Source organism: Microbulbifer sp. MKSA007 (genome assembly GCA_032615215.1).
Lineage (GTDB): Bacteria > Pseudomonadota > Gammaproteobacteria > Pseudomonadales > Cellvibrionaceae > Microbulbifer.
In genome coordinates this window covers 456,484-471,086 of sequence record CP128433.1, presented here as the reverse complement: position 1 = coordinate 471,086, position 14,603 = coordinate 456,484, and the positions used below count along the sequence as shown (strand labels likewise).

General features: G+C 46.8%; 12 protein-coding genes. All 12 read right to left on the bottom strand.

What is annotated here, in order from left to right; translation table 11 throughout:
• Positions 1 to 23: 23 nt before the first annotated feature.
• Positions 24 to 425, bottom strand: coding sequence for a hypothetical protein (locus tag QT397_04765; protein ID WNZ56680.1), 402 nt, complete (start codon positions 423 to 425; stop codon positions 24 to 26).
• On the bottom strand, positions 407 to 1,327 hold the full coding sequence (gene tssA, locus QT397_04760; protein WNZ56679.1) for a type VI secretion system protein TssA: 921 nt from the start codon (positions 1,325 to 1,327) through the stop codon (positions 407 to 409). The genes QT397_04765 and tssA overlap by 19 nt, the downstream gene beginning before the upstream one ends.
• A gap of 178 nt (positions 1,328 to 1,505) precedes the next feature.
• Positions 1,506 to 2,207 (bottom strand): hypothetical protein, encoded by a 702-nt coding sequence (locus tag QT397_04755; protein ID WNZ56678.1) that lies wholly within the window; start codon positions 2,205 to 2,207, stop codon positions 1,506 to 1,508.
• Between the two features lie 220 nt (positions 2,208 to 2,427).
• Positions 2,428 to 3,135, bottom strand: coding sequence for a SapC family protein (locus QT397_04750; GenBank protein WNZ56677.1), 708 nt, complete (start codon positions 3,133 to 3,135; stop codon positions 2,428 to 2,430).
• 188 nt (positions 3,136 to 3,323) lie between these two features.
• Positions 3,324 to 3,845 carry a type VI secretion system-associated protein TagF gene (gene tagF / locus QT397_04745; GenBank protein ID WNZ56676.1) on the bottom strand — a complete coding sequence of 174 codons (522 nt, stop codon included), beginning with the start codon at positions 3,843 to 3,845 and terminating at the stop codon, positions 3,324 to 3,326.
• A gap of 14 nt (positions 3,846 to 3,859) precedes the next feature.
• Entirely contained in the window at positions 3,860 to 7,402 is a 3,543-nt protein-coding gene (gene tssM, locus QT397_04740) for a type VI secretion system membrane subunit TssM (GenBank protein ID WNZ56675.1), read from the bottom strand.
• A gap of 57 nt (positions 7,403 to 7,459) precedes the next feature.
• Entirely contained in the window at positions 7,460 to 8,323 is an 864-nt protein-coding gene (gene icmH / locus QT397_04735) for a type IVB secretion system protein IcmH/DotU (GenBank protein ID WNZ56674.1), read from the bottom strand.
• Position 8,324: 1 nt separating this feature from the next.
• Complete coding sequence (gene tssK, locus QT397_04730; GenBank protein ID WNZ56673.1) at positions 8,325 to 9,662, bottom strand: type VI secretion system baseplate subunit TssK; 1,338 nt, start codon at positions 9,660 to 9,662, stop codon at positions 8,325 to 8,327.
• A gap of 72 nt (positions 9,663 to 9,734) precedes the next feature.
• Positions 9,735 to 10,394, bottom strand: coding sequence for a type VI secretion system lipoprotein TssJ (gene tssJ, locus QT397_04725; protein ID WNZ56672.1), 660 nt, complete (start codon positions 10,392 to 10,394; stop codon positions 9,735 to 9,737).
• The gene (tagH, locus tag QT397_04720) at positions 10,372 to 12,207 is read right to left on the bottom strand and encodes a type VI secretion system-associated FHA domain protein TagH (protein WNZ56671.1); all 1,836 of its coding nucleotides are present in this window, start codon (positions 12,205 to 12,207) and stop codon (positions 10,372 to 10,374) included. The genes tssJ and tagH overlap by 23 nt, the downstream gene beginning before the upstream one ends.
• A gap of 86 nt (positions 12,208 to 12,293) precedes the next feature.
• Positions 12,294 to 13,790 carry a type VI secretion system contractile sheath large subunit gene (locus QT397_04715; GenBank protein WNZ56670.1) on the bottom strand — a complete coding sequence of 499 codons (1,497 nt, stop codon included), beginning with the start codon at positions 13,788 to 13,790 and terminating at the stop codon, positions 12,294 to 12,296.
• An 80-nt stretch (positions 13,791 to 13,870) separates the two neighbouring features.
• Positions 13,871 to 14,590, bottom strand: coding sequence for a transposase (locus QT397_04710; GenBank protein ID WNZ56669.1), 720 nt, complete (start codon positions 14,588 to 14,590; stop codon positions 13,871 to 13,873).
• Positions 14,591 to 14,603: the final 13 nt, after the last annotated feature.

Below are 14,603 nucleotides of genomic sequence, written 5' to 3'. Positions count from 1 at the left end.
TAGGGACTGCTGTTCTCAGTTAATTACCAACCAGTGCTGGCTTCTTCTTGCGGTTGCTCACCCCAACCTTCATCAGAGACTGGCGCGGATACACTTTCAGTAGGTGTATCTGCGGCAACCGCAGGAGCTGATGACGTGCCACTTGTAGTCACTGGTGGGGTTATATATTTTTGTGTATCCGTGCCATCGAGACGAACTCCCGTCAACTGGGAGTAAAGCGCCTTCGACTGATCATCAGGTAGCAATTCAGACATCAATTGTGAAACGGTCATTCGTCCCCAGCCTATCAGCCTCTCCAGGCCGGGCGCCAGCGGCGTATGCGGCTCATAGGTACGAAAATACTTTGCCGCCTGCTCAAGCAATTTTAAGGCATCTTCTCTGGACACTACCGGACCGGTAGGGACAGCTACAGCAGAGGCAGCCACAGAAGTAACCGCTGCTGCAGCTGCATTTCCAGCTTGAACTTCCCCAGCAGGCACTTCTGATGATTCAGGCGCCACATCTTCTTGAGTCTGCTCCATAGACTCCAAGTGCGTCTTATAAATAAAACGGCTTGTCCGCAACACCTCATCCAATAGAGATGAAATATTCGTGGATGGGGGGCATCATGGCCGCAGCTTTGTCGCAGGCTATCATTTATGGTCTTAAAGTGCCCCAGCGCTGCCTCGATTGTCTGGACGAGGTTTTGAGCCCATTCACCACTCGCACTGTTTACACATTGATCAATCTGCTCAAGGTTGTAACCCAGTGTTTCTATTCGAGCAGCCTTGGCATCGTCATCTGCAATTCTGTCAGCATCCCGAGCCTGTTGGAATTGGAAGAATGAATAGTCCCCATAATCCCCTTCGGGAGTAATACCGGCACTGCGAATAGGCATTAGCAAGGTGCCATCACCACCATCACCATTCAAACCTGTCAGGGGTGCTACTTTTGTCTCAAGGCCGTCTTCGTCTGGTAAGGGATACAGACCTTCCCAATATTGCTCTACTAACGAGTCGATCACCTGCAGGCCATCTCTCAAGCCAATAAAGCCATGTAAGCGAATCAAGGCCTCGGTATACCAGCTGGCAACCTCCAAGTCCTTACTCTTTTTCCCTAGGATATTTTCTGCAGCTTTTGCTACATCCCTCCAAGGTGCAAGTAGGTCTGTGTCTGCATCATCGAACATTGCGGAGCGTTCAGCAGCTCTTGCACTGTTGCGAGCATCTTTGATCGAGTAATAATCAGAAGTTGGCGAACGATCTTCTCGGATATCTTCCCCTACGGGATTATCCTCTGAGATTGGAGCAACTAATTCATCGATATTTATCGTGTTTGGGAATGCCATCAAAAAAGGCCCTTATACCGAATCAAATCCTTTAATCAGAATTCTGAGAAGAGTACACGTTGTAGATATCTAATCAAGGCAAATAATGCGCTTGGTACCTATTACTTTAAAAAACATGTTCAGTTGACAATTTTACGCTATTTATTTTTGTTAGATTTTGGCTTCTTATTCCAAGCCATTACATAGGAACTGCTGTTGAATCGCAACTCCCCATACTAGTCACAAGTTTAAATGTGGCAAAAATATGCAAAAACTCAGACCTACTCTTTTCAAAGTTCTCAAGAGATGACCACAAAAACACAGAATAGAAACTATCCGGGCTCTGAAAGAAAGTGACCAAATAGCGAACTGGTGTTTTTACAACCTCAGCAGACATCTCATAAATATGGCCATTTTGACTGTTGCTTATCAGTGGTTCAGGCCCGGATATAATAACGCCATTTTCCACTCTAGTCAGACACTGCTGTATTTGTGCTTTACCGAAATGCTCAATCGACAAATCGTGGGGAAGCAGAGATCGATCTTGCTTTAGTACAATCAAATAGCGACTTAACTCTGAACTTCCGGCCTGAATCACAGCTTCCCTATTCAGATTGTCAAACCCTTGCCAACCGGCTGGAATACCAATAGAAACTGTGCCATCAGTACTTTCCAAAAATTCTAGAGCGGGAGGTAACGGAGGGTCACCACAATTACTAGACTTTTCAGTACAGTGTATTAATTGATCACCCAAGCAGAGCTGAGTATGCCATCCCGCTTCCCAGAACTTTTTCATTAGCTGGCAGGCTTCCCTTCTATCTTCCGTAGCCTTGATTTGAGATTTTGCCCCAGTCAGCAGTCCTTTTATTTGACTAAAGCCCAAACCAAATTCACGCCCCAATGCAGCAATTGCATAGCGCCGCTCTACAGAACCTCTTATCTCCCCAGTAAAAATTATTCTGTAAGACATATCAGTAACCTTAGCTTCCTGCTCTGATACTCACTTTACAACCAGAACCTCTAATACAATTATCTAAATTCAATCAAACTTTATAGGTTTTCTTAAATTAACGTTCTGATCAACAAATCCATAGGTAAAAAGCAAAAATCCACTCTTAATATCAGTGAAGAATTTTCGCATGAAATTTTTTATGCAGCGCACTTAAAGCTGTCGACTTCTGCAAGGAGAAAAGATGTGCATAAATAAAAGGTAAACAACCTGATTCACGCAATTCCAGGAAAGCTGCAGAATCAAGCTCTCCCAATCTCTTCTCTGAAATACAATAAACACCTGTTAATTTATGCTTAACATCACCTGGCAAGTCTATATTTATTTCTTTTTCTACCAGCAAATTATTCCGCTGCAAAATACCGACAAACTTCCAAACCTGCGTCTTTTTAAGATGGATATCCTCTAAGCGGCGCTGCGCTTCCAATAAGTGACCACTTGGATTCCCATTCTCTTCAAACAACCTAACACCTAAAGAACTATTTCCGTCTTCAGATAATAGAGACGATTCAACGCAAACAAATGCATTGGAAGAGTCACCTTCTTTATATTTTAAATAGAAGGGATAAGAGCGAATAGATGCGGGAATATAATCACCCTGCCATTGTCCCTCTTGCCAAAAAAGGTTTTCTCCAGGTGTTACGCCAAGTAATGCACAGCTCTCAAGCTTTCCCGTCTCTTTTGATCGAGCAAATATAATAGGACAGGCACGCGCCACCGGTATGAATTCAGGCAATAAGATTGGGCAAATATGCGAATTCTTACTGTGGGAAAGATCACTTTTGATTAATTTGCAATTGCGATGCTTCTTCTTATCCAAGATAACCAGCTGTCTCACGCTGTGCCCTCAATCCTAACTTATATTCTTCTGTAACTGCACACCAAGCATTGAGCTATAGAGCTCAGGGCTTGGCAATGATGGGCACAGCAAGGTTGTCGGGGCCAAGTGTTGAGACCCCTCACTCCACCACAGACTATATGCGGAGTAGCTACTTTTGCTCATCTGCCCTAATAGACCTGCAAAACCTCTTTCCAGAGTATTCGATTGGCCTGTGGAGACGACAAAGTCTCCCTGTGCTGGAGGCAGAGAGATAATGCCCGCCCTGTCAGGGGGGCACTAAATGCCTCACATAACTGGTCTGCATGTAGCATATTTTGCAGCGATGTAATTGCTAATTCAGACAAGCTCTGGAACCAGCTCTTAGCATCAGACATAAAAGCAAATGCATCCACTACCGGGGATAGCGGAGCAGCAAATGTCAACGGAAAATAGCGCCCAACACTATCCACACTAGGTACTAAAATTCCGGCCCACGCATTGGCATCAATGATGCCTTTGCTGTGGACAAACCTCCAAACAGGACTGGTCAAGTAGTAGTCCAACCACTCTTGACCAACGAGTTCACGAGATCCAAATACCGCTCGTTGTAACCAGCCATCCCATACAGTGACAAAACTACCTGGCAGCTGCCGCTGAACAAAGTCCCCGTGACCCGGCAACTTACCAAAAATACCAACTGTATTTTGCAAATCATCTACTCCGTCTACAGGGTCTCAGGGCATCGATATCCGCGCAGTAAACTGCGGTCGAACGGATTGTTTACATTAGATGCAATCAATTTAAATTGAGCCTTTCGCCCTTCCTCAGAGAAAGTAACAAAGTGTTCTGCGTTACTTCGCCCGGCTTCCAAATCTGAGCTCGCTAACAGCCTGTACCATGCCCAGTCCCCTTCAAAATGCTTGCGATGAACAGTCTCATTCAGATCTTCAAAGATAATGCGGACGCGATTACTTTCACCACCACGCCAAGTCAGCTTTTTAGTGGTTTTAGGGCCATGGGAGTAAGGAACTCGTTGCTCTCCAAGTTCAAGTTCAAACAAACGAACACTGGAATCCAGTTTCGTGGGCTCAATACGGAAAGAGTAAGAAGCTCCTTCGCCGGCACTGAAGAAAGTTTTTCGAATACGTTCAGCTCGACGCAACTGGGAAAGGGCTTCCCTTGAAAGGCTAATACCCTGCCCTTCAACGTATTTGATTTTCCAGTTTCTGGTATCCACAAATGGCTTCAGATACTGATTGACAAATTTCTCCTCAATACCACCTGGCTTGAAGTACTGGTTAAACTCCATCACCGGCACTTCCTGGTCACGGTCGCTACGCAGTGGGTACCGGTTTGCCAGGCTATTGCTATAGCTTTGATACACCTCTTCACGCCAGACACGGTTGATATGCGCCTTAGTCTTGGCCATTACCAGCCCCCAAGCGCTATCAGCAATATCTGTCAGCCACTGGTCAAAAGGTGCTGGCGCATTGGCAGCCTTAACCCTTAACTGTTTAATCGCATCGCTACCGCCGGCAAAACGCGCTTTGGCACGTCCAAAGGCCGCTTGATTCGAATCGGGAGCGCTGTCGATCTCAGTGAGGTATTCCTGAATTTTATTAATAGTATCCAGGTATTCTTGGATACGCGCTGGCCGCCCCTTCTCACTCTGAGTGATTCGCTGGACCTCCTCAAACCTAACATCAACAATGTTTGGCTTGTAATGATCCTGCAAGGCACTGGTTGCACTACCCAGTGCGGCTTGTCCCAACTTTCGAGTAGTACTGGATACAGGTAGCGGTACCCCAGAAGCATCGACTGGAACCTCAGGTCGAAGGGTCAGACGAGTGTTATCTGAAGTGATCTCGGTAATCGCAAGCAGGGGTGAGTAAATAGGATCAGACAACTTTGACAACACATCCAAAGCCTGTGAAGTGCTACCAAACCTCTGTATTTTGAACCCGCCAAGGAAGCCCTGCCAACGCTGTAAGTACTCCCCAAGATAGATTCGTTTTACTTCCTCACCAAGCTTTTCACGGTCGGCTTCGGTAAAGTCCTCACCGCTCAGATCTCCTCCATAAATCCAGCGCTCTTCAGCCATATTTGTCATCAGCTGAGAGTCCGCTCCAAAGTCCAGTTCTTTATAACCCGCCTTTGTATAGAGGAAGGGAATCGTGAAGTTTGGATTATTGGCTCCCATGCCAAAAATTTGCTGAGTGTCTCCACCAATTTCTTGATAGAGATCTACAGGGGTCAATCCGAAGTCACTATTTTGTAGTTGAGCAAATAACCGCTGAGGCACAGGGATACGACGCAGTTGTTGTCGCGCGCGAGCTACCACCCTCTCATTCTCTTCAATTGAATTGGGTAGAGGCTGAATAAATAGTTGATCCAGGTGGTAGCGCAGTTCTTCCTGCCTCCCAGCTTCACCGGGTAGCTGACGCTCCCAGCGAGCAGTGTAGTAAGCCTCTATGGTTTTCAAATCCATTTTATCTGGATTAAAAAACATCAAATAGGTTTTGAGAGTACTTACCAAAGCGGGATCATTACTTCCGAGACGACTTAAGTCACTCTCTATATCACGAAGTAAAGCGGGAAGATAAATAGTTTCTAATTTATGGCGATAGAGATCATTTGCCGCGGTATCAATTCTGGTGTCATAAAGTCCCAAATTGCCAATCCACGGATGTTCCTCACGATCGTAGACCGCACTAGCCCGCTTCAAAGGCTCTAACAAATTTAAGGCACTGATGGGCGTAATATTTTTACCTTTCAGCTCACTCTCTGCACCTTGGTACGCGCTGAGATTATCGCTAACCTCTCCCATGGATAATTTATTCTGTGCGAGACTGCCACTCCATAAGAAAATAGCTCCGACAAAGCCTCCCGCCAAAGTAGCAAAAACTCCCCGGCGTAACCAAAGGTTAGCTGACTCAATCCGGCGATTAACGCCTACTAATTCAGCCTCGGGGAAAACGACATCCTTCAATAGTCGATGCAAGAAAAAGCTCTTACCAACACCCTGGAATTTTGGCCCGACGCTACGCTCTAGTCCAAAATCAGCAGTTACGGAGGACATCATACGGTCAACAGGACTGCCCTCCTGAGTGCCACTAGTAAAGTAGACCCCTCTGACCATAGGGACGGTTTCGTAACGATTTGGACCGAAAGTCTGCTTTACAAAATCTGTCAAAATATCTGTAAGGCTTTCCATTCGGGCAGGAAAACCTTGCAACAACGCCCGCTTCTCTACATTCCTCTCCTGATGAACACGCCACAATACGCGTTGGTTCAAACGCTCTATCAGCTGCTCAAATTCTGCTTTGAAATTATCGAGAGGGGCCCCTACAGTGGCGTTAGCTTCACGGGGAAAACTCATTCCCCAAACTTGCTCACGCTCAGCTTGAGAGAGGTTGTCGAAAAACTCTGTAAACCCTGCAACTAAGTCACATTTTGTGAAAGTGAGATAAATCGGGAAGCGAATACCCAACTCTTGTTGCAGTTCATTTACACGCTGGCGGATAATTTTTGCCTGGTGTTGGCGCTGCTCTTCAGTTTGCACCATTAAATCTTGCAAGCTAATTGCAACCAGAGCACCATTGATCGGGCGGCGGCGGCGGTATCTTTTCAATAAGCTCAGAAAAGCTTTCCAAGCGCTATTATCGTAAACCCGGTGACTGTCCTGAGTCGTATAACGCCCTGCGGTATCAATTAAAACTGCATCATTGGTAAACCACCAATCACAGTTACGGGTGCCCCCTACCCCACCCAGGGCTTCCTTCCCATGACTCTGCGCCAGAGGAAATTCCAACCCGGAGTTCACCAGGGCTGTTGTTTTACCACAACCGGGAGGCCCAATAATGATGTACCAGGGAAGCTGATAAAGGGAAACTTGTCCCTTGTCAGATTTAAACCGAGCACTACGTAATACACCCATCGCTTCACGGAAGCGACCAGAAAGAGCATTCAACTCTTCCAGCGAGCGTTCTTCGTCTGGATCTGTAGAATCGGCTTCTTGTGATTCCTCAATGCCTTTTATTAAAGCCTGGTTTTGGCGTCTCTCTACCAACCATTGGCTGATATTCCACACAAGCCAAATAGCAAAAATAAAAACAATAATAGTTAGTCGGACAGAGTGAGAAAGCGTGGCATTATCACTACCAAACTTAATGTAATCAGCCGCAAACCAAATGAGGAGGGAAAGAGCTGAGAGCCCTATGAGCCCCAACACCCACTTATTGGTAAAAAAGTTACGCAAGCGTTTCATGAATTGCTCCGTCTTCCAGGGTATCGACCATACCCAGGATCAATATCAGCCCGAGTGTTACCCTTCTCCTTGCGGAGACTCATCATCACTTTTGGACAAATCTAAAATCTGGTCTGCGACCGGTGTCGTCGTTTCATAGAGCCACCAGCGATAACCACTATAAGTTGCAAGTAACAATCCCAGGACAACACTCATAATCACCCAGAGGGGTATATAGTGAATCAGCCGGGATTTTCGCTCTACGCATCCTTGCCAACGCGGCGAAAGATCTCGGTCCATTGGCTGCTTATGCTGTTCAATTGTTCTGTAGAGCTCATCACGAATCTGTTCTATTTGTTCGTGTCCACGCTGTACGAGCCGATACTTACCCTGAAAGCCCAAGCTCAAACACAGATAAAAAAGCTCAAGGAGTTCCAAATGACTTGCGGGAGTTTCCAGCATGCGCTGCAAAATGACAAAACACTTCTCCCCTCCAAAAGTCTCTTTGTGAAATAGGCTAAGTAGAGAGTGCTGGCTCCAACCGCTAGCTGTACCCCAAGGCGTGGTCAAAACAACCTCGTCCACGACAGTACATAGCAAGTAACGGGCTGTTAGCACTGATTCAGGTGTTAAAGCCAGCTGCTTTGCCTCACGCTCGAAGCTTTGGATTTCCGTAGTAAGTCGCTTGTGCAGATCTGGTACGTTGGCGTGGTTCATCGTTGTGCGCAATTTGATAATTACGCCTAACAATTTTGAAGCCGCAGACACCAATGGATTAAGACTGTTGCGGACCTGAGCCTCGACCGGGGCATCTTGGCTGGCAAAGAATTGTGGCTGAGCCTGAGCTGCTGCCGGTGCCGCTGCGGCACCGGGTGTCGGTATCAAAACCGTTCTATCCCCAGCATTAGGGGCCCGTGGAGGAGTAAAGCTGTCATTACTCATATTAATTATTCCTTATGGCCCAGAGTTCCATAGTTAATCCAGGGAACTCTGCGCCCAGATGCACTGCAAAACCACCCGAGCGAGTCATGGCCTGCCATAACTCTCCACTGCGCTCCACCTCAAAGTAAGTGAACCCTGCGTGATAGGGAATTTGTCGAGGAGCCACGGGAAGAGGGCGCAGAGTCAAGCCGGGTAACTGCGCTGAGATAAGTTCTCTAATCGCCTCGACAGGGGCAACTTTTGCCTGCGTGGGGAAGCGGCTGCGCAATAGATCGCCAGGCATATCCGCTTTTGCGGCCATAATAAAACTGGCTGATTTTAATAATGAAGGATCAGTAACCGGCGCAACATATATCCCAAATTTGCGCTGCACCAATTCCATAGCAATTGCAGTTTGCTCCAGTACTGTGGAGAGCGACTGCCTAAGTGCTGAAAACAGCCCGGCAAAGCTTACTTGCAGATCTTCATGTGCATACACTGGAATTTCTGGAGGGCGCTTAGACGGAGCAGTAAACGTCGAAAGTTCGCCTGCCAACTGCAATAATTCAAGAAATAAGTTGTGCGGATGTAATCGGGGCTGAGCCGTTATCTGCTTTAATAAGGGTTCAAAGCGGTTAATAACCTGCAGCAACAAATAATCAGCAATTTCTGCAGATCCGCTTCTTCCGCTGTCGCTCAAACGATGACCCAGAGCCGAGCCTCGATGGTCGAGCAATCCTTTTACTTCTTCAATATATGCATTGATAACCGCAGAAGTCTCCGCATTTAACAGCGGTGGGATATAGTCAGAATCAAGCTCTACCGGCTTTTCTGGTTGACGCTCTTTAATTCGGGCAACCCCAACCGCAGCATAGCCACTCAGATCATCACTACCTAATTTGAGACAAGCTCTTAACTTTCCGACTTGGATACGCGCGGACTCACCAGAAGACGCCGCACTATTACGGGCATCAAAGTTCGAAGCCTGATAACGTGCCTGCGGGAAGTCCTCTTGATCTCGAATCGACTCCTGACTACCTGGGCGCTTCATCGGCACACATAAATAGACTATTTCATCACGAGTATTAACCGGAACATCCAGAACATCCGGCAAATGCTCATTTTCAGGGGCAAGTATCGGGGTACCATCGGGAAAAACAGCTTTCACTCTCGATAGAGAAATTTTTCCCATCGATAATGGCTCACTATCGATCGCCAGCTCTACAATCCCCCAGGTATAAGGCCCGAGCGGAGCTGTGCGCGCTTCGACAAGCTGTTCGAGATAGCGATCCTGCTGTTGAAAATGCTGAGGGCGTAAAAACATGCCCTCGCTCCAGATCACTTTATTGTTTGCCGACATAAATGTTCCTTAAAAAGCTCTCGTAATATTTCCAGGGCAGCAATTTTTATTGCCCGGGCAATAATTTCTGCCCTATTGAGACCGCTGCATATCAGGGAGCGTTTTTTTCATTCTTTCATAATCTTCTTTGGAGATTGTAACTGTTTCCCCACTATCATCTTCGCTGCCACGAGTAGTCATTTTTGCTCGACGACGCTTGGCAATATCATCTGGCGAACCAATTCGTACATCGGCCAGCGATACTTCATATTCATTTTTTTTGTGGTCTGTAATTGGCAGCACCATTAGTGCCTCTGCATCCTGATACTGTACAAACTCAGCTAGAAGCCCGATATATTTTACGTCCGGCGTTAAAGCCAGTTCTTCTATACGCTGTTCCCCTGGAGCAAACTCTTTAAGGATTACAGTATCAATCAAATCCTTGCCGAGGCGGGATTGAGCATTCTCGTAAAGGTTAAGAAAATCTTCACGGGCAAACTGGCGCTCATCCGCGAGCATAAACACTCGTATAACAACGGGAGAAGCTCGGCCATCATCATCTGGGTTTACGTCATTCTGTGTCTCTACAACCAACTCGAGACTGGTATCCAGATTTAGAGTCCGCCTCGTTGTTTGGCAACCAACAACTGCAACTGCCAAAACAGCGATTAAACTGACCTGAAATAATTTTTTTATCGACACAAGCAATTCCCTCTTTTCCGTCAACTTATTAATTTTTAATGCTTCGCGCATTTTTTAACTCTGATAATTGATTTTCATAAGTAACTGCAAATTCATCACCAAACAACTTGCGATAGCAATTATCCGGATCACCAACTAGCTCCCTGTAAATTGCAGTAAATCCTTCCCATTTTTTTGCATTTTTGTTTCCAAAAACGCCGGAAGTATTCCCCAGTCTGCGCTCAATATTTTCCGGGCTAAAGAATTTGAGCATGGCGTTGTAACCTGCTCTCATTCCAGCCAAAACCGCAACTTGATGATCTGACAAATCATCAAAACTATCCTTCACTGCCTCAGCAGGATTCATAAAAGCACCGGTACCCGCAAACATGGCTTCCAATGCATCCCGTTCCGTAGCACTGAATTTCAGCGGATTATTAGCTTCCGTTTGAATCATGGTTCGCTGCACACGCAGCTCATTCTTTATGCTGTTTCTTGCGCGCAAAAGGTCAATAAGACGAGCTACTGTTTCCCGGACAATTTCAGCTGCTTGCTGGTCCGCCTGTTGCAACTGGACCGGGTTCATATTCAGGCCGAGAGTAGATGCAAAAATGCTGCCCCCTGAAGAACCTGTGGGCTGAGCAACTGGGGATTGCTGTAAATGCGAAAACTGCTGAGCTTGGGCAGCCAAATCCGGTTGTGGATTTGGTTTTGGCTGTAGTTGCGGTTGCGGTTGCGGTTGCGGTTGCGGTTGCGGTTGCGAGGACGATTGCCCGGAACCAAACCCTGGAGCGCCATCAACTTGTTGCCCCTGCATAGCAGCGAAAGAGTCTGCAAAGGGGTTATCTTGAGCAGGCGGAGAAATTGGCTGCTGATTAAACCCTTGGGGCTGCCCTAAGGGCTGAGATTGCATTGCCTGTGGCTGTGGCTGTGGCTGTGGCTGTGGCTGTGGCTGTGGCTGCATAGCCTGAGGTTGTGGTATCGGAGTCGCTACAGGTTGCTGTGAAATCCCCTGGAAACCACCCATAGGAACTTGCGGCTGCGGAGATACCACTTGAGATTCAGGCACCGCAACCGTCTCAACGACAGGTTCCGGTACCGGCTGGGGATTTATTTGCATTGAGTGCTGGTCAGCTGGCACATGATCATCGTCACTACCATCTTTCCACCACTCATCATCAGACCATTGATTACTGGATTGCTGCTGACCCGTAGAACCCACTAAGCCACCGACGGGTGACATCTCAGGAATACCACCAACAAGACCAGACGGGTCAGATTGGCCAAAGGCTGCAAGTGGGTCCAGAGGGCCCGATTCCGAGGTGAGAAGACTATCGCTAGTTGGGGTATTAGCCTGATTACCCAGCCCAATCGAGCCCCACTCCCCAGTTTGAGCCACATCTGACTGCGGGCTGGAACCCGGCTCAAGCCAACTATCCAATTCTTTCGCTTCTGCCTGGCTTTGCATTTTTGCCATGGCATCCGCGCTGAATGTTGTTCGATCCGAGGTATCGAGAAAATCTGCACTTCCCAGACCTTTGGGAAGATCTCCCTCTTCCTTAGGCTGTCGCAGTGAAACTTTCAATTTATATTCCCCGAGAACGATCATGTCGCCCTCTTTTAATGGGACTTGATTTCCCTTTCCTAACGGATTTTCTGAATCATTGTAATAGGTTCCATTAGTACTAGTATCTACCAGAAAAAACTGATTATCGGTAAAGGAAATCTGTGCGTGTTTTGAGGAAACCACTCGATCTGGATCGGGTAAAACCCAATAATTATCGGCAGAGCGACCCAAACTGCCACCAGCTTTCGTGAACAGTTTTGTATGTTTAAGCATATTGGCGCCAGAAGGGTCGGCCAATACTGATAGAATTAGATCCATTTATTCCTGACTCACAATAGTGGTTTATTCATAGTCTTCAGGTAGATTTTTGCCTGCGTATACCTGTAAAGATCCAATCCCTACACTTACACCCAAGGGCCTTTGAGGGTACCGCCACCCAGAGAGCTAAAGCTCGGAAGAATGACTTGATCCCGCCCTTGCACTGAACGCATAGTGCTAATACCAGCCTGCATAAATTTTGCAGCTGCCCTATCTGTCAGGAGCGCTTCTGCACAGGGCGTCAATAATTCGCCATTAGGTAACTTGCGTAAATGAAGGGGTAAGTCTTCATAGCTTGCAGACGAAGGGGGCTGTAATTTGCCAGTTTGAGAAAAGCCTTGGCAAACCGCTAACCCCAATAAATAAACACTATTCCCCCAAAGATAATATTCATGACCCTGCTCTGGGGTTAATTCTTCAAAATTAAAATACTCTGTTGTAGAAGTATTTTTCCCAAAGGGGAGTCTCAGCATAAATCTGGGAGCTGCCAACGCAACATGCTCACTAGCAGAGTATTCACGGACCGCCTGCCAACTTTCCGCAAACTGATCGCTCAACGGATAGTACCAATCATCAGGATCTACTGAACCTGACAAGTTTGGACAGCCTGCTAATTTTGGATCCCCACCCAATAAAAGTGCACTTCCCGCAGCCTCTGCAATCGTGGATAAATCTATCAGCAGGTGAAGGTCTCGCTCCTCATCAGTAACAAAGTAATCCCCTATGACCAGGTTATAGGGCATATTCCCAGAAGCTGTTTCACGCTCAACCAGTAACTTAAATGTCTGCGACTTTTCCAAGTCGCTTTCGGCTTCAGCAAAATCAGCTAGAAGCTCTTCTTTACTAACGTCTATTAAGTAAAAGTCCAGGTTCCCGTGCTCTTCGACACGTCTCAGCAAAAGTTGCAGACTCAGCCAACTAGCCTCTAACTGACGAAAATCACTGTGATGCATCAGTTTACGCATCGCATCAGACGTAGCTTCAGCCAGGGCATTTAGATATTCACCCTGGCGAGGGTCCTCACTTTTCTGCACGTAAGGAGCGACAATATCTTTGATTAGCTGGTCAACCTGGAAAGTATTTTGACCTTCCTTTGCATTACGCTCTCGACCTGCAGCCAGGATTTCATCCAATATCGACTGCTCGCTATCGCGCTGACCCAAGTCCTGCTGAGTGGCTAACTCTGGTTTCCACTGTTGAATTTCCTCAGCAGCCTGCTGGAACTGACGTGGATCGAGCAGCCTGCGCTCCAGCTCAATAAACTTCTTAAACAGTGGCAAACGGCTATAAAGGTAATCTGGGTGTAAATCATCAAAGCATGGTAATCCCAGAGGGCGATCCAGTACGGGCAACTGCAAACTCACACCTAGATCAGCAAAAACGCCCTCAAAGGTATCGCGGTTCAACAGGTATACCCTTCGACTGGAAATCGTTTCGGGTTCACACTGGCGGCGACTCGCTCTCCCGCTGAAATCACCCAGGATCGCAACTTTCAATCTATCAGTGCCAAAATCCATAACTGGTTTTTCCTTATTGTTATCGCCAAGGATCTGAAATCCCGTTGAAATGCTGGGCCTACTCACAATTTGTCACCTGCTGACAGGGCTTAATTACCCTACTTCTTATGGCCTTTTAATGCCCTCAACCCGACATTAGGTTTTAGCTAGGCAGTTTCTTTTGGTTCTTTTTCGACTTTATTTGCTTTTTTAGGACGACCACGCTTAAGCGGTCGTACTCTTTGGTTAACAATCTGCTCAATTTTCTCTTTAAACGCATCCCCGCCGAGCACATGACCTAACTTAATCGTTTCAGCGATATAGTCGAGCAACTTTCGATCAAAGCTATACTGAAATAACTTCCTATAAGATTGCGCTCTCTCCACCACTGTATTCCCAAGAGATAGATACAAGCGGTGATCCTTGATCAAATTATCTTTCTTAATGTTTGCGTGATGGTTAAAACTTGACCACTCATAATCCTCAAGGGAGTCTGACAATCCCAAATACAGTGGGCGCAACTCTACGTATCTGTAACAGGTCAACAAATACGCATCAGAATCAATCAAGCTGGACTTATAGCGCCCTCGCCATAGTGTTCCGGAGCGCTTGTAACGGTGATTGACAAACTGCACATAGCGACGCCCAAGGGATTGCATCATAGATGATATCCCATCCGGTATCGTGGGCGTAGCTATGATCTGGATCATATTGGGCAATAAAACATATGCGTGAACATCAACGCCATATTGGTCTGACGCGTTACGCAAACTAATCAAATAATATTGATAATCCTCCTCATCAAAGAAGCAGGGCAGATTGTTGTGGCCTACCTGCACAATATGCTGGGGAACATTTATCAAATTGAGCCTGGGCAAACGGGGCATTTTGCCTATGGGT